We start from the raw sequence: 16,327 nt of genomic DNA, 5'->3' as shown, positions 1-16,327 counted from the left end.
CGTTTAACTCACCAGCTTCGCATTGAGCTTGATCTCGGTCGCGGCGAGCGCCTTCGATACAGGGCAGTTCTTCTTAGCGCCCTCGGCCTGTTCTTGAAAGGCATTCTCGTCGATGCCGGGAACATTGGCGGTCGTTTCTAGTTCGATCAGCCCGATCGCGAAGCCGCCTTCTACTGGTCCCAAATGAACTTTGGCCGTAGTCTCTATACGGGTGGGCGGAAAGCCTGCGCGCGTCAACGCCCCCGACAAAGCCATCGAGAAACATCCCGCGTGAGCTGCGCCGATGAGTTCTTCAGGATTAGTGCCCTTCCCGTCTTCAAACCGCGACGAGAATGAATAAGGTCCCTCGAACGCTCCGCTCCCCAGTCTAACCGTGCCCTTGCCCTCTTTGACCGTTCCTTCCCAAACCGCACTGCCGTTCCGTGTTGCCATCGTAGGAATCTCCTCTCTTGAATTTGTTTCAAACAGCTTAACCTGATCAACCCAGCCGGGCAAACACGAGAAAAGGTTGAGAGTTTGTTTCCTAACGTTTGGCGGAAACCGACGCGCCGTTCGACTAAATCAGTAGAAGCGAAATTCAAATCGGGAGGAAAAGGAAATGGAAGTCAATGTTTCGTGGTATCAAGTGGAAGACCTCAACGCGGCAAAGAAGTTCTACGGCGAAGTGCTGGGTCTCAAGAAGACGTTCGAGATGGAAGGCTGGTGCGAGTTCAGCCACGCCGATGGCGCTGCATCCATCGGGCTGAATCAACTGCGTGAAGGTGACGACGAACGCGGAGCGACGGTCGTACTGCGAGTTGACGATCTCGCTCGCGTGCAAAAGGAACTCACCGCCAAAGGCGTCAAGTTCGAAGGCGAGATCCACGAGGTGCCCGGCGCCGTGCGCATCGCAACCTTTCGCGACCCCGCCGGCAATCGCTTGCAGCTTTGCCAGGTGCTGATGCAGCAGTGAATCAGAATGTGACGCGTGATCCGTGATGCGTGATCCGTGATTCGTGATGCGGGATGCGTGGCCCGTGATCCGTGATGCGTGATGCGTGATTTGATCCTGCGGTAGGGCAAAGTGAAGGTTGATCTTCACGCATCACGAATCACGCATCATTGATCACGCATCACGCATCACTTTCATCTTGTCGATCCTGATTGTTGTTGTTTATTCTGGGCTAACGATGTTGAACCCGTTGCCTATCGAGCAAGAGACCCAACTAGTCGAGCGCGCGCTGCTGGGAGACGAAGCCGCGTTCGGCGAACTCGTCGAGCCGCTGCGCAAGCCGCTGTTCTCGTACATCTATCGCATGGCCACGCTGCACCAGGATGCCGAAGACCTGTTGCAAGACGTGTTGGTTCGCGTGCTTCAGAGTCTACCCAGCTTTCGCGGCGAGGCCCGATTCAAGACCTGGCTGTTCGGAATCGCCACTCACGCTTGTATGGACCATCTTCGTTCAAGGAAACGTTGGCGCGTCGAAGCGCAACTCTACGGACAGTACGAGACCGAGGCCGACGAGAATGAAGTTGAAAAGCTCGACGCGCTGATCCACTCACCCGACTTTGTCTTCGAGATGCGCGAGCACATCGCATTCTGCTTTTCGTGCATAAGCCGTACGCTCGAGCCCGACGAGCAGGCGGCGATCATGCTTCGCGAGGTGCTTGGCTTTTCGAATCAGGAAGCGGCAACGATGCTCGAGGTATCCGAGCCCATCTTTCGGCATCGGCTATCAGCGGCGCGATCAAAGATGATCGGAAGCTACGACGGGCTCTGCCAGTTGATCAACAAGACTGGCGTGTGTTGGCAGTGCAAGGGTCTCCACGAATTTGCGGGCCCCGGTCACAACGGCCAGGAGCTGGTTCAGATCGAAGTTGCGCCTGGCATTGAAGTCTCGGCTGAAAGTCTTTTCGACTCGCGGCTGCGGATCGTTCGCGAAGCCGGTTTCCCAGAGAGTAAGACTCGCCCAATGCACGACGCGTTCTTTGAAGGACTCACACGCCGCGAGGAGAGCAGCGTTTGAGCGAGCTGCTGAGCGTCAGTTCACAAGCCCGGTGTTCAGACACTGTTGAAAACTCCGCGAATCCCATCCACGGCAGTGGGTGGATGGTTCAAGCCCAAGCTACACAGGTGGCGCAGGGGTGATTCCCGTTTTCCTCTCCTGCTCTCCCCTCGCGGCGCGAGGGGAGAGAGATAACAGAAACAACTGAGGCGGCCGGCTCTATCGTAGGCTGGGTTTGAACCATCCACCCACTGCCGAGACTGTGCGAAAAGTCGGGCGAATAGCAAGTGTGGTGAATAGTACAGCGCGTATTTGCCCCGTGACGCGTTTTCCACAGGGAATCTGATCATTTTTGATCACCCCTTCTGCTGACATTCGGACTTTTCGCACAGTCTCGGCAGTGGGTGGGATTCCCATCACGGGAACCGGTCGCGGTTCGAGCCGCCTTCAAAAAACCCAACAACCAATTTGTGCGCTTTGCAACGCTCGCGGCGCGTAAATCTTCGGACAAGGTTCAACCTGATGCCGCATATTTCACATTCGCCCGCCGCCCGGCGGTGCGCTCTCACGATTTCTTGAGCGGCCTCTTCTTTCTCGAGCCGTTTCAGCTCGGCAAGCTCGAGCGCAAGGATCTCTGCTTCCTGACGCATCAGCGTACCGCGTTCTTCGCCGGCCTTGACCTCAGCGTACTCCTCCTCGGTCAGCAGCGCCTTTAGCCACAGTTGAACGTCGCGGCTCGCAAGCGCCATCCACTGCCCCTTTGGACTGAACGCCACCGGGTGCCAACTGATTTCGCTGAACCACAGCGTCTTCACCAAACGCCCATTCGATAGCTTCCATATCCTGATCGTCTGGCCCAGGCTTCCTCCAGCGACGAGTTCTCCGTTTGGACTGAATGCCACCGAAGTCACATCATTGATGTGACCGGTTAGCGTTCGAATCTCGCGGGCAGTGGCCACATCCCAAATTCTCACCATCTTGTCTTCCCCGCCGGATGCGAGCAATCGGCCGTCGGGGCTGTATGCGAGCGATGCCACGCCTTCGGTGTGCCCTTCGAACGTCTTCACCTCGCGCCCGGTGTGAGCCTCCCAGAGTCTGATCGTGCGATCCAGGCTTCCCGATGCGATGTATTGACCATCCGGGCTGAACGCGGTCGAAGTCACCGGCCGCTCATGTCCGATAAACGGCTGCACCTCGCGCCCGGTGACTGATCTCCACAGCCTTACCGTTGAATCAGTGCTCCCAGAAGCGAGCCATTGCCCGTCGGGACTGAAGACTACCGCGCGCACTTCGCCGTCGTGGCCGTCCAGCGTACGAATCACCTGGCCGGTGGACACATCCCATAGCTTGATCGTGCGATCGCGGCTACCCGAGGCGAGGCACTGACTATCGGGACTGAAGGAGATCGAGTTGACGCTTGCCGTATGACTGCGCATCGCTCGCATCGGCACGCCGCTGTCCACTTCCCAAATCTTGATCCCCTCGTAAAGAAACCCGCAGGCGACCAGCCGTCCATCGGGACTGATCGCGACCGATCTCACATAGTCGCGCGTGCCGATGTCGTACTGTTTGTAGAAGAGATCGTAGATGCCCCGCAATTCCTGCTGCACCTGCGAGAGCGTTCCCATGAACTGGACGCCGGAGCGGTAAGTGTTCGCCGCCGCCAATCGCTCCTCGACGTTTTGAAACATGCTCGACAGCGTCTGCCGTTTTTCAGGCGTAGCGATGACATATCTTTTGAGCATGGTCGCATCGCGGCCGACCTCGGCGAGCTTGGCCTGAACGGGTTGCATCAACCGGTCGAGCAGGGCTTGCACCTGCGGGCGCACCGCGTCGAACACTTCGTCGCTCTTCGCGCGTTCGTAGTATCGCGGGTCGCCTTTGATTGCAAGCTCCAGACTGGTGACCGCGGCGTCAGCCTCATTGAGCATCGCCGCAAGGCATGCCTTCTGATAGTGCGCTTCGAACAAGGCGGGATTGAGCGCGACGGCTTCGCCGAAATGGTCGAGCCCGTCTTGAAACTGTCTCTGGATCGCGCACACGACGCCGGCGAAGTAGTGTGCTTCGGCGGACTGCCGCGCATCGCTCGGCCTCGAGTACTTGGCGGCCTTGCGAAAGTATTCAAGCGAGCTCGTTAGATTGACCAGATGATAAAGGCAAATGTTGGCGATCGATCGAAGCACTCCGAAGTCGGGATAGTTGCGTTTTTCTGCTTCCAGGAAATCCGCGAGGGCTTCTTCGTACCAGCCATTGAAATAAGCCTTCTCGGCCCTGCTTCGATAAGCTCGCGCCTCTCGTTCGAACTCTGCAAGGCGAATTTCGTGCAGGATGTTGCTGAGCGCCTCCTCGTGCATCTCGAGCTTCCATATCGCGTCGCCCAGAAGAAAATTGAAGTCGGCGTTGAGCTGATCCAGTCCCCCGGCAAGCTGTTCGAACGCGAACTCGATACTATGCCCCGACTCGGTTGCGCCGTTACCCAGTCCCGCCCCCAGCGCGCCCAATCCGGATTCGAGCGCGATCTGATAGTCCGCCGCGCTCAACCCAATTTGCATCGCGCCCGGAAGCACCGGCGATTCTTCAAACCGGGCGGCGCGTTGTTCAAGCGCTTTCTCGAACGACACGAGCGAATCGCGGCCGCTTATGTAGTCTTCCCACGACTGACGGCCAAGGTAAACGGCGGCAAGTCCCATCGCGAACGGGTTCCTTCTTCAGTGGATAATTAAGGCGGGCACACTGGCGATAGAATAGGACAGAACCTGCCACGCGTCCAGAGGAAAGCCGTGATCGCGACGCCTCGCTTAAGGCCCGCCTTGACAGGAATAACCTGACGTAATAAAAAGACACGTCTTGCTCGAAGGCCTCTAGCAATCTGAACATTCATATTCGAAAAGGAGACTCCATGGCACGTCGATGGAAAAAGTATGTTGGAGCAACACTGTTCATAGTTTTTGCCCTGCTCATTGTGGGAATCACTTTCACGATTGGATGGCGGCCTTTCATCGGGCCTAAGACTCGGCCGCTGACTAACAGGACATTCGAAGCGACGCCGGCCCGGCTCGAGCGAGGACGCTACATGGTCACCGCCGTATACGGTTGCGTGGCCTGTCACTCCGAGCGAGACGAAAACGCACCGGGAATGCCGCCACGGGCAGGCAAATTAGGTGCGGGCACCGTGTTCGACGAAGGCTCAGACCTCCCGGGCCGGCTTATCGCCCCGAACCTCACCCCGGATAAGGAAACGGGCGTAGGCGACTGGACTGATGACATGCTGGCGCGCGCAATTCGTGAGGGCGTAAGTCACGACGGACGCGCGCTGTTTCCGTTGATGCCTTATGGCAACTATTATCAGATGCCCGACGAAGAGCTGGCGGCTGCGATCGTCTACCTGCGCTCACTTGCGCCGGTTAGAAATCCACTGCCGCAAACTGAAATCATTTTCCCGGTGAAGTATCTTATGCGCGGCGCGCCGCAGCCTGTTAACGCCCCTGTGCCTGAGCCCGATCTGTCGGATCCGGTGAAGCGGGGAGAGTTTCTAGTTCGAATGGCCAGTTGCGCTGACTGCCACACGCCTCAAGAAAGGGGTCAGGTGAAACCCGGATTTGAATTCGCCGGCGGTCTGTTGTTCGAGACGCCTCAGGGAACGGTTATGGCAGGCAATATCACATCTGATGCATCCGGGATTTCTTACTACGACGAAGCGCTTTTCATCCACGCGATGCGCACCGGCAAGGTGAAAGCGCGATCGCTGAGCCCAATCATGCCGTGGTACTTTTATGGCCAGATGACCGACGAAGATGTGAAGGCGATTTTCGCTTATGTGCGAACCATCAAACCGGTTAAGCACACGATCGACAATACCGAACCGCCGACAGACTGCAAGCTGTGCGGCTTGAAACACGGGGGCGGCGACAGGAACTAACGGCACGATGATAGAGCTTCGGATCAAACTGCTCGACGCGGGGTTACCGATGCCGCGTTATCAGCACGCAGGCGATGCGGGATTGGATCTGCCGAGCCGCGTCGATTTCGTGCTCGAGCCCGGTGAGCGCGCGATGATACCCACCGGCATCGCCATAGCCATCCCGCCGGGCTATGCCGGACTTGTTCTTCCAAGAAGCGGGCTCGCCTCACGTCACGGCATCGCTTTAGTGAACTCACCTGGGCTGGTGGATTCGGGGTATCGCGGCGAGATGTCAATTGTCATGATCAACACGGACAAGCACGAAGCGTTTCACATCAAACGCGGCGACCGAATCGCTCAGCTCGTGATTCAGAGAGTCGAAGAAGTGACACTGATCGAGGTAGATGAGCTGGACGACACATCGCGCGGCGCGGGCGGCTTCGGAAGCACCGGCACCCACCACACTGCATCTGAATAAGGCATTCGAAAGTCAGACTCAATCCCGCCTCTTTCTTTTTGCATCGAGCAGCCGGCTGGCGAGTGGCTCCGTGCGTTCGCTGGTATCAGCGGAAGCGAGCACTTTCGAATCTTGCTCGGCCAAGGTTTCGCGAGCGGATTCAATCGGCGGCTGCGTCTCGTTGCCCGGCGCATCGCCCAGCACTACTCGAGTTCGCGCGTCTTTCAGCTTTGCCATCGAAACCGACGCGGCAGAATCTGGCTCGGCAGAAGAGCCGCGCCGAAGCTTCGACTGAATCCATTGCTGCGCAAAAGCCAACTGCTCGCGAGTGATGAGAACCCGTCGTACTCCTACGTCAACCGGCAACAGAATCAACGCCGCGAGCATAAGCGCTTCCCAAATCTCGTGCGGGATTGTTTTGGTCGAAGGCTGTTTGAACAGATCGACGCTCGCGGCATCGCTAGAGATCACCCTCCCGCCGGTCATCTCGCTGACACGCGCAAGCATGTCCACGTCCTGCGAAGCAATATTGAACTCCGGCGAATACGAATTCACTGCCCCGGCCGTTGTTGCGGACTGGCCGTCATCTTCCGAAACGCTGACGAGATAAGCTCCGCTAGCGGTAGCCGCGAAATCACCTTCGTAGCGACCCGCCGCGGTTTGATCGAGCGTGATGTCAGTCGTCGAAAGATCAGGCGCGACGATATGAGTTCGAAGTCGAAGATTGTTCTTGAACTCTCCGCCCGGCGCCGTTGCTTCAACCGACACGTGACCGCGGCCGGCAGTTATCTCGATTCGCGGAGTGAGTCCGCCGCCCGATTTGCGGCGCACCGTGTCTCTGAAAGCTTGCGTCCAAAACGATCCGAAGCCCGGCCAGTTCATCCAACCGGCGGCCCACCGCGGCTTCGCATCCGAGGTGAATGCCGCCGCCCGGCCCAATCCGTATTGCCATATCGCGAACACCGGATCGTCTTTGTCTGAGATCAGCGAGGTGATTGCCGGCGACTTCAGCGAATCGCGTTCGGCCGTTCCGATGTAACCGCCAAGCGGCGGCGCGGCGCTCCAATCAATGCCGTTCGTTGCTTGTGACGGCCGGACGAGTCTCGGCACAAAAGGGTCCTCGATGATCGTCGAGCGCGATGCCAGCGACGCCTCGCGGGTGAAAATGCGCGGCAGGTTGTCGGGGCGGTCGGCCGCATAGAAGCGCCCGCCGCCGATCTCCGCCAGCATCGTCATCATCGGAATATCCGCGTCGTCACCCACGGCAACCGCCGTCAACGTCATCCCCGCGTCGCGAATCGCGCGCGCGATCGCGCGAAAGTCGCCATCCTCGCTCCTTCCATCCGAGAGCACGATGATGTGTTTGATTTGAGCATCGCTTTTCTCGAGCCAGTCGCGGGCCATTCGCAATCCCGGATGCATGTTCGTTCCGCCGAGCGCTTGAATCGTTCCGATCTGGCGAATGATCGCTTGCTTGTCTTCAACCTTAGTGAGGTTGACGACCGGGTACGGGTCGCTGTCGAAAGCGATCACTCCAACCGAGTCGCGATCGGATAAGAATTCGACGGTCGCCGAAGCGGCTTCTTGAGTCAGTTGCATCTTCGAGCCCGCCATCGAACCCGACTTGTCGATGACCAGCGCGAGCGCCAGGCTTGGCAGGTGTTTCTTCTGGCGCACGTCGAGCGAGACCGGCAGCGTTTCCTCGATGACCGTCTTGTAGTAACCGCCAGGGCCGAAGCTTTGATCGCCGCCGATCATAACGAACCCGCCGCCCAGATCCCGCACGTATGACTGAACCATCTTCATCTGCGCCGCGGTCAGGGCCGAAGCCGGCACGTTGTCAAAGATCACCAGGTCGTAGTCCTGAAACCCGGCAAGCGTCGCCGGCGCCGATTGGGCCGTTCGCATATCAGCCGCAAAGCTTCCTTCCGCGAGAACGCGAACCACCGCAGGCGAGGGCCGCGCGTCGCCGTACAGGTAGAGCGTTTTCGGCTGGCCCTCGACTATCGCGAACGCCTCTCGCGCGTTGTTCTGGACAAAAGCGTCGGATCCGATGGCTTCGACTTCCGCGCGATAGGTGTAAAAGCCCTTTTGTTCAACACGCTGAGGCAAGACGAAGACGTTCTCGCCGTCCGCTGCGATGTGAATGCTTCGCTCCGCTGCGACCGAATCGTTTCGAAAGACTCGCAACGTCGCATCGGCGTCGCGAGTGCTGTCGATGGTGACTCTCAAGTCGAAGGCTTCGCCTTCGTCCAGCTTCCCGGGCACGTCGAGGTCGCGGACTGCAATCTCTCCGCGCGAGGGACCGCGCTCGGTGGTCGTGCCGATCGCGCGTGTGTAGACCTCGATGCCGGCGACTCGGAGAAGCTCGGCCTCTTCGGCTGAGCTCTCGAGGTTCTCGTTGCCGTCGGAGATCAGAACGAATCTACCCGCTGCGTCTTCCGGGACCAGCGCGGCTGCGAGTCTCAACGCCGCGGCGATGTCGGTGTAGTCGCGTTTTGGATTCGAACTGATTTCCGTTATGCGCCAATCGCCGAGCGCCGCCTTGCGAGCGGGGGCCAACTCGACCGAAGGTTCGCGCGCGAACGCTATCACGCCGACGTAATCGCGAGGCCCGGCGTTGGCGGTTTCAGCGTTGATGAAGTCGAAAATCTCCTGCCGGTTGTCCTGGGCGACGCTCGCGGACACATCCACCAGAAAGATCAAAGCGAGATCGCGCGAGGTCGTTCTTATTCGCAATCCGGCGAGAGCAAGCACGATGAGCAGAAGCAACAGGATCCGCGCGGCGATGCTGATCCCGCGTCGAGTTGAAGAGAGATTGGCAAGGCTGTTTCGCGCGAGGTGAAGCGCAACCGGGATCAGGCCGAGAAGTAGAAGCGCCATCGGATTGGTAAAATCGAGCTTCATCGACACACAAGGATTCAAGTGCAATCCCACCAACGCAGTTGGTGGATCGTTCATACTCAGCCTACACGCGGCGCCGGGCGGGGGCCCCGAATCCCACCAACGCAGTTGGTGGATCGTTCATATCCAACCTGGTTCTGATCCGCCGGAAAGTGAATCCGAGCGGAGCGTTAGGCTGGGTATGAACGATCCACCAACTGCGTTGGTGGGATTCAAGAGCACGCTGCGGCCTTTCCTGTAGGCCACGTATGAATGAACCACCAACCGCGTTGGTGGGATTATCGGGTGCATTGCCGCGCGCTCCCTATGCTGCACATTCAAGCGATTCTCTTGTGATAAGCCCACCACTCGACCATCAACACCGCGAGCGCGAAGAGACCAATCCATCGCCACGTTTCGCGCTCAGTTTGAAAAGTTTCCGCCTGGCCGCGGACTTCGCCGGCCCGAGTCTGGATTGAATCGCGCGGCGAGGTGTTCGACTCGGCCTCGCTCAGCAAACTGGCGGCGAACGTTGTTCCCCCCTTGACCTCATACTTTCCCGCGCGCAGCGTGTCCGCGAAAACGACCGAGCCATCACGCGCCGCGACTTCGCGAGTATCGCCGCCCGGCGTTGTTATCGCAGCGGCCGGCGCTTGAGTGTGCACCGTTGTGGGCTGCCCGGTGCGAACGGCCCGCTCCATGGAAGGCGCATCTCTCTTCGCAAGCCAGGACAGAGAATTCGCAAGAAGGATTGGGAACTCGACTTTGAGCGGCAGGTCGCTTCGCGCCAGATCGAAACCGATCATCACGACCCGCCTGCGTCCGTCATCGCCTGCCCAGATCACCGGGTCGTTCCCCGCGCTCACAATGGGTTTTAGCCACGACGGCACTTCGCGCCGCGGGACACTTTCGATGTGCAGATCCGAATAACTGAGAAAGCTGTTCACCGGATGCGAGCGCTCGACCGAAGTGATCTCGGGGCGCTCGTGCTGACCTGTTGTGCGCCACAGACCGGCAGCGTCCGGAGGGTTGATGAGCAACATTGGGCGGGTGGCTTCAAAAGCGCCCAGGCCCTCGCTCACAAAGCAATCGAACTCGGAACTGATTGAGGCCGCGGTTGCGCCGATCGTACTCGCGGAGATGTCCGAGTTGGCCGCGAGCGCTTCGATCAGGAATGGATTCTCGCCGGCTACACCAACTCGAACACGCTGCGCGCTGGGCAAGAAAGCATAGGCAACATTGTCGGATGCGAGGTCGTCTTCGACGTCGAGCCGCAATTCCGCCAACCCGCCCTCACCGGGCAGCGAATCAAAGACCAGCGCGCTCCTATCATTGGAATCGAGGTTGATAGTTCGCGCATCAACAAGGTTACCTTCAATCTTCAGCTCGGCGGCGAAGGCTCGGGGGCGGTCGCCGAAGTTCGCTATCGAAGCGAACATCTCGCGCCGCGTGCTTCCGGAAAGCTGTCGTGAGTTCATCGCGATGATGCCGAGGTTATCCGCGCGGCTGCCGGCGCGAACGAACCGAATCGAAGTCTCGCGCGAAGGCGACACTGCTCGCAGTGAGAGTTCAAGTGATGATTGGGCCTCCATCGCGATGCCCGAGCCGCCGTCGCTGATGATAACCACGCTAGCGTCCCGCTCGCTCTTGGCGATCTGCTCAGCCAACCGGAGGGCATCGCCGAGGACACCCGGCGCGTCGGTCTCTTGAATGTCATCGATTGCGTGGGCGAGCGCCGCGCGATCCGACGTGAGCGGGCTGCGCACGGTGACTCGGGATGAGCTTTCGATGATCGCCGCGCGGTCGCTGCCGGCGAGGCCGTCGATCATCTCACGGGCAAGCTGTTTGGCGCGATCGAGCCGCGAGCCGGCGTCCTCATCCCGCGCGCGCATGCTCGCCGTCGAGTCGATTATTATGACCGTGCTGCCTGAAGCGAGAGCGCGAGTGACGACCACCGGCCGCGCTAAAGCGAAGCCTAAAGCGGCGAGGGCGAGAAGTTGAACCAGCAACAAGAAACTGCGACGCAGCTTCTTGAACGGAGCATTCGCCTCGAACTCTTCGATGGCTTGCTTCCAGAGAAGTATGCTCGGTACGACCGTCCGCTTGCGCTTGAGCTTGAGCAGGTAAAAGAAAACGATAGTCGCGCCGAGCAGCAGCCACCACAGAGAGCTTGATGAAAGCAGTCTCATAGCGGAAAGGATTATAACGCAAGTTCGTAGTCCCGCCTTCAGGCGGAAGTTTGTGAAATAGATCTCGCGAAAAGCAACTACGAACTTCCGCCTGAAGGCGGGACTACGAACGGATTCAAACTGGATGAAGCGGTCAATGGGGGCTACGATCTGAATAATGACGAATCAACGCTCGTCTGATAGCGATGCGAACAGCAAGGATACCGATGGCGCTGAAATGATTGTCTCACCGCCGCGCATTGCGAGGAGAGCCAGGTGGGCTGCGATGGTCTTCCTGGCGACCCTCAGCATGTATGCTGTGCTGGGGCTGCTCGCTCATCGCTATGCGTACTTCGAGTGGGACCTCGCGCTGGCGCGTAGCATTCAATCCATCTCGCTGCCCGGTTTCGATACGGCGATGATCGCCTTATCGCTGTTGGGTGACGGTTGGATCGCGTGGCCGCTGGTCATCGCCACGGGTCTTGCGATGATCAAGGCGGGGCTGCGTGTGGAGGGCGTGATGTGTATGGCAGGAGCGGCCTCCGGATCGACGGCGAACTTGCTCTTTAAGCTCTTGATCGGGCGTCCGCGGCCGACCGAAATACTTGTACACGTGGCTCGCGTCTATCGCCACGAGAGCTTTCCTTCGGGACACGTCTTCTTCTTCGTCGAGTTTTTTGGATTCCTTTTTTTCCTCACGTACGTGCTGCTCGAGCGAGGACTTTGGCGTCTGGCATCGCTCGTCGTGATGGGACTGCTCATCGCGCTTGTCGGCGTGTCGCGCGTGTATCTGGGCGCGCACTGGCCGAGCGATGTAGCAGGCGCATACCTGGCCGGCGGCGTCTGGTTGATGGTTATGATTGCGGTCTACCGGCGGATCAAGGCAAAGTGGCCGAGCTAGAAACTGACGGCCTCTGGCGCAGCAGGTCTTTTGTCGTTGCTGGAACTCAGTTGGGACGCGCAGCGGAAGTGAGTCTTCGGCCAGCGCTAGTCCGACGGAGTACCCTTCAACTACTTCGTCAATTAACTCATTCTTTGCGAGCGCTGCGAGTCGAAGCCTCTCTAACCGGCACGTGTTCGGCCATCGTCTCGGCGCCCTTCCCCGCGTCAGCGGCGGCTGGCGCCTGCCTCAGCGCGGTAGGGAGTTCTTCGGCCGCTTCGCTGCGCCGTATTTTGCGCGCTTTGCCTCCGCCTCGCGCGTCGCCATCCCCCGCGGCTTCCGGCTGGCGGGGAGACCGCTGACGAACTGCGATCGAATACTCTTCGTTGGCCGCCTCGAGATCTCCCATCGAGTACAATACTCGCCCGAGATCCTGATGCGCCTCCGGGTAGTAGCCCCCGCGCTGTTCGATTGCCTTGCGATAGGCTTTGACAGCCTCTTCGGTGTTGCGTACTCGCATATGATCCAGGCCCATGTGGTAATAGGCTTCGGGATAAACTCCGCCCGATTGCTTGATCGCGATCTGATAAGCGTCGAGCGCTGATTCGACATCGCCCTGCCGCGACAGCAGCAAGCCGTTCTGGAAATGGGCCTCCGCAAAGACGCCGCCTTGCTGTTCAACGGCGGTCTTCAGCGCAGTCACCGCCTCTGCAAGCCGCCCGGCGCGAATCAGCGCGCGCCCAAGCTCGTAGTGCGCGCGAGGGAACACGCTGCGGCCCTCGACAGCCTTCTGTAGTTCAGCGATCGCCTGGGTGCTCTCGCCTAGATCATAAAGCACGCGGCCGAGATCCAAATGAGCCTCCGGGAACGAAGGAGTGGCTGGCGTTCGAGGAGCCGCGGCAATGATGGTTGTGTCCCCGTGTGCCGCGGCAGATTTGACGCTCTCGCTTCCAAGGATCGCCGTCATCCCATCGGCCTGTTGGGGAGGCGCGGTCTCTCGCGCTGCAGCCGTTCCTTCGCGTTGAGTGATGGCCGTCTCGAACTCCTTACGCGCCTCTTCGAGCGCGCCGCTTTCATAAAGCGCGCGGCCGAGATTGCGGTGAGCTTCGGCGTCGTTGCCTGCGCGAAGATCAAGCGCGGTTTGAAACTCATGAATTGCTTCTTCGAGTTGGCCCCGGCCGTAAAGCACCAGCCCAAGATCGTGATGAGCGTCCGCCGCGGCATCGCCCTGCGTGATCGCTCGCTTCAAGGAATCAGCCGCGCGGTCCAAATCGCCCAGCCGAGCGAGCGCGTTTCCGAGATTGCGATGCGCGTCGGGGAAGTTGCCGTGCTGCTGTTCGATCGCCGTCTCGTAAGCGCGGACGGACTCTTCGATCTCACCTCGCGCGTAGAGCGCGTTGCCAAGATTGTAATGAGCTTCGGCATATCGGCCGCCGCGTTGCTCAATCGCGGTCTTATACGAAGCGATTGCTTCATCGATCTCACCGAGGTCGTAAAGCGTGACTCCGAGGTTGTGCCAGGCCGCGGGGAATCCGTCTCCCAGCGCCGCCGTTGCGCGGCGAAGACTTGCAGCCGCGTCTTCAAGGTCGCCTCCTTCGTAAAGCGCAAGCCCCAGATCGTGATGGGCGATCGGATAGTCGGGCCGGTGCTCGATCGCCGCGCGGTAAGAGCTGATCGCGCCGTCCAGATCACCCATATCGTAGAGCACCCGGCCCAGATCGCGATGGGCTTCGGCTATCGTTGGGTTTGCCGCGAGGGCCGAGCCCAGCGCGCCAACCGCAGAGTCCAGATCGCCAAGCTCATAGAGCGCGCGGCCCAGCAAATGGTGCGCTTCGGGGAACTCCCTGCCGTGCCCGGCGATCACCTTCTCGCAAGTATCAACCACACCGGCAAGGTCACCGTGATCGTAGAGCGAGCGAGCAAGATTCAGATGAGCCTCGGGAAACACCGGCTGCTGCTTGATCGCGCTGCGAAGCTCGTGAATCGACTCATCGAGCTCGCCGGTTTGATACAGCGCCAGGCCCAGGCGGTGATGAGCCCACGGCATCTCGCCGTTCAACGCAATCGCACGGCGAAGCTCGACTATGGCCTCGTCAAGCTGCTCGGTGTCGAGCAGCGCCGCGCCCAGGCTGTAGTGCGCCGCTGGGAACGCTTCGTTTTCTGCGAGTGCGGCGCGGTAGGATGTAATCGCCTCAGCCAACTCGTTGATTCGCGCGTGGGCAAGGCCGAGATTGTAGTGCGCGTCGGGATACGGTCCGCGCCGATTGGCGATCGCGCCGTTGTAAGCCTCGATCGCTTTTTTGACTTCGCCCTTGGCGTTGTACGCGGTGCCGAGCCAGAAGTACGCTTCCGAAAACTCCTTTGATTGTTCGAGTGCTTTTCGCTGCGCGCCGATCGATTCGTCGAGCTGACCTTTGCTGAAGTAGGCCAATCCCAAATCGTGATAGGCTTCGGGAAACTCACCGTCTCGTTGGTCGACCGCCGTGCGCAACGCGGCTACCGCGCCTTCCATATCGCCCGATCGATAAAGCGTGCGGCCCAGGCTTCGAAACGCTCGCGGAAAGGTGGGCTGCTGATCGATGGCCAGCCTGAATTCCTTCGTCGCTTCGTCGAGCACTCCAAGATCCGCAAGCGACAGGCCGAGGTTGTGATGCGCCCGGGCGAAGTCCCCACCCCGCTGTCCGATCGCCGCGCGGAACGCAGCAACCGAGTCCGGAAGCTTGCCGCTGCGATAGAGCGCCAGCCCGAGTTCATGATGAGCCTCGGGGAAGTTCTCGTTCTGCGAGATCGCGGTTCGAAGCGATGCAATCGCCAGATCGAGCTTCTGCTCGCCGGCGTAGATTCGTCCGAGCTCGTAATGGGCGTCGGGATAGCTTCCGCCGCGCAATGCGATTGCCGCGCTGAATTCTTCGGTTGCGTCCGAAACGCGACTGAGGCTGTATAGCGCATTGCCCAGATCGTAGTGGGCGCGCGGGAACCGCGGGTTCTGCTCGATGGCTTTTCGATAGGCTTCGACAGCCTCATCGAGATTGCCCAGGCGAGCCAGGGCTACGCCGAGATTGTGATAAGCCCAGGGGAAATGTTCGCGTTGCGCAATGCCGGTTCGATAAGACTCGATCGCTTCTTTCAAATCTCCCCGCCGCGCAAGCGCTCGTCCCAACGCGTAGTGCGCTTCGGGGTAGACGGCCTGCTGTTCGATGGCCGCGCGAGACTCGATGATTGCTTCTTCGAGCTGTCCCAATCCAAACAGCGCGCGGCTCAACTCGAAGTGCGCTTGCGGGAAAGGCGAGCGCCGCTGCTCGACCGCCGCGCGGATCGCTTCGACGGCGCCGGGCAGGTCGCCTTTTTCGACCAACACCCGGCCAAGCTCGAAGTGGGTGTCGGGGTAGTTGCCGTGGCGCTGGTCGAGCGCCTTGCGAAAAGCGCCAGCCGCCTGTTCCAGATCGCCCTGGCGCGCAAACGCGATGCCCAGGTTATGCCACGCCTTCGGGAACTCGCCGTTGCGTTGTTCGATCGCGCGATTGAACGCGCCGACCGCTTCGTTAAAATCGCCGCGCCGAAGGAGAGCTATGCCGAGATTATGACAGGCCCATGGATGATTGCCGCCGCGCTGCTCGACGGCTTTGCGGTACGCGTCGATGGCTTCGGCATACTCACCACGCCGGGCCAGCGTGAGTCCGAGCGAGTAATAGGCGTCGGGGTTATCGGGTTGCTGTTCTATTGATGAACGGAGCGCGTCGATGGCGCCGCCGATGTCGCCGGCATCCAAAAGCGCGCGCGCAAGCTGATAGAAAGCTCGAGGAAAGTTGCCGTTGCGCATCTCGATGGCCATGCGAAAGCTGTTGATCGACTCGTCTAGCCATCCCTTGTTGTAAAAGACCAGACCTTTGTCCAGGTATTGCTGTGCCGTGCTGAGGGAACCGCTCATAAGAGTTCTCCTTGAGAGACAAAATCGCCGACTCTGAGTGGAGCGTCTGGAGTCACTGGTTGATCCGGTGAGGAGGATTCGCCCGACAGATTGCGGCGGACACGATGTCGGCCACCCCTGCCCGT

10 protein-coding genes are annotated in these 16,327 nt (G+C 59.7%); 5 read left to right on the top strand and 5 right to left on the bottom strand.

Annotation, left to right across the window (positions count from 1 at the left end):
- Positions 1–3 precede the first annotated feature (3 nt).
- Positions 4–432 carry an OsmC family protein gene (locus AABO57_21905; protein ID MEK6288380.1) on the bottom strand — a complete coding sequence of 143 codons (429 nt, stop codon included), beginning with the start codon at positions 430–432 and terminating at the stop codon, positions 4–6.
- A 166-nt stretch (positions 433–598) separates the two neighbouring features.
- Between AABO57_21905 and AABO57_21900 the strand changes: the two genes are divergently transcribed.
- Together AABO57_21900 and AABO57_21895 are read left to right on the top strand one after the other, a co-directional pair.
- Complete coding sequence (locus tag AABO57_21900; GenBank protein MEK6288379.1) at positions 599–952, top strand: glyoxalase superfamily protein; 354 nt, start codon at positions 599–601, stop codon at positions 950–952.
- Positions 953–1,181: 229 nt separating this feature from the next.
- On the top strand, positions 1,182–2,006 hold the full coding sequence (locus tag AABO57_21895; protein ID MEK6288378.1) for an RNA polymerase sigma factor: 825 nt from the start codon (positions 1,182–1,184) through the stop codon (positions 2,004–2,006).
- A gap of 395 nt (positions 2,007–2,401) precedes the next feature.
- Here AABO57_21895 and AABO57_21890 read toward each other — a convergent pair whose 3' ends face one another.
- Entirely contained in the window at positions 2,402–4,675 is a 2,274-nt protein-coding gene (locus AABO57_21890; protein ID MEK6288377.1) for a hypothetical protein, read from the bottom strand.
- A 209-nt stretch (positions 4,676–4,884) separates the two neighbouring features.
- Between AABO57_21890 and AABO57_21885 the strand changes: the two genes are divergently transcribed.
- Positions 4,885–5,904, top strand: coding sequence for a c-type cytochrome (locus tag AABO57_21885; GenBank protein ID MEK6288376.1), 1,020 nt, complete (start codon positions 4,885–4,887; stop codon positions 5,902–5,904).
- Positions 5,905–5,911: 7 nt separating this feature from the next.
- The gene (dut, locus tag AABO57_21880) at positions 5,912–6,364 is read left to right on the top strand and encodes a dUTP diphosphatase (GenBank protein MEK6288375.1); all 453 of its coding nucleotides are present in this window, start codon (positions 5,912–5,914) and stop codon (positions 6,362–6,364) included.
- Between the two features lie 18 nt (positions 6,365–6,382).
- Here dut and AABO57_21875 read toward each other — a convergent pair whose 3' ends face one another.
- Both AABO57_21875 and AABO57_21870 read right to left on the bottom strand, forming a co-directional pair.
- Positions 6,383–9,304: a VWA domain-containing protein gene (locus AABO57_21875; protein ID MEK6288374.1), complete on the bottom strand. Its 2,922-nt coding sequence runs from the start codon at positions 9,302–9,304 to the stop codon at positions 6,383–6,385.
- 260 nt (positions 9,305–9,564) lie between these two features.
- Entirely contained in the window at positions 9,565–11,415 is a 1,851-nt protein-coding gene (locus tag AABO57_21870) for a VWA domain-containing protein (GenBank protein MEK6288373.1), read from the bottom strand.
- 157 nt (positions 11,416–11,572) lie between these two features.
- On the opposite strand from AABO57_21870, the gene AABO57_21865 reads away from it, so the two are divergent.
- A complete protein-coding gene (locus AABO57_21865; GenBank protein MEK6288372.1) occupies positions 11,573–12,295 on the top strand; it encodes a phosphatase PAP2 family protein in 723 nt (240 codons plus the stop codon).
- A gap of 127 nt (positions 12,296–12,422) precedes the next feature.
- Here the strand turns inward: AABO57_21865 and AABO57_21860 are convergent, their stop codons facing one another.
- Positions 12,423–16,280, bottom strand: coding sequence for a tetratricopeptide repeat protein (locus AABO57_21860; protein MEK6288371.1), 3,858 nt, complete (start codon positions 16,278–16,280; stop codon positions 12,423–12,425).
- Positions 16,281–16,327: the final 47 nt, after the last annotated feature.

The organism is Acidobacteriota bacterium, assembly GCA_038040445.1.
In the GTDB taxonomy this organism is placed as follows: Bacteria; Acidobacteriota; Blastocatellia; order UBA7656; family UBA7656; genus Onstottus_A; species Onstottus_A frigus.
Note: the sequence above shows the minus strand (reverse complement) of the source record. Positions and strands in the feature narration are given on the sequence as shown.

Excerpts from the sequence above, each read along its gene's own strand:
- AABO57_21905 (MEK6288380.1), bottom strand. The coding sequence starts at position 432 with ATGGCAACACGGAACGGCAGTGCGGTTTGGGAAGGAACGGTCAAAGAG.
- AABO57_21900 (MEK6288379.1), top strand. The coding sequence starts at position 599 with ATGGAAGTCAATGTTTCGTGGTATCAAGTGGAAGACCTCAACGCGGCA.
- AABO57_21890 (MEK6288377.1), bottom strand. The coding sequence starts at position 4,675 with ATGGGACTTGCCGCCGTTTACCTTGGCCGTCAGTCGTGGGAAGACTAC.
- AABO57_21885 (MEK6288376.1), top strand. The coding sequence starts at position 4,885 with ATGGCACGTCGATGGAAAAAGTATGTTGGAGCAACACTGTTCATAGTT.
- dut (MEK6288375.1), top strand. The coding sequence starts at position 5,912 with ATGATAGAGCTTCGGATCAAACTGCTCGACGCGGGGTTACCGATGCCG.
- AABO57_21875 (MEK6288374.1), bottom strand. The coding sequence starts at position 9,304 with ATGAACGATCCACCAACTGCGTTGGTGGGATTGCACTTGAATCCTTGT.
- AABO57_21870 (MEK6288373.1), bottom strand. The coding sequence starts at position 11,415 with ATGAGACTGCTTTCATCAAGCTCTCTGTGGTGGCTGCTGCTCGGCGCG.
- AABO57_21865 (MEK6288372.1), top strand. The coding sequence starts at position 11,573 with ATGACGAATCAACGCTCGTCTGATAGCGATGCGAACAGCAAGGATACC.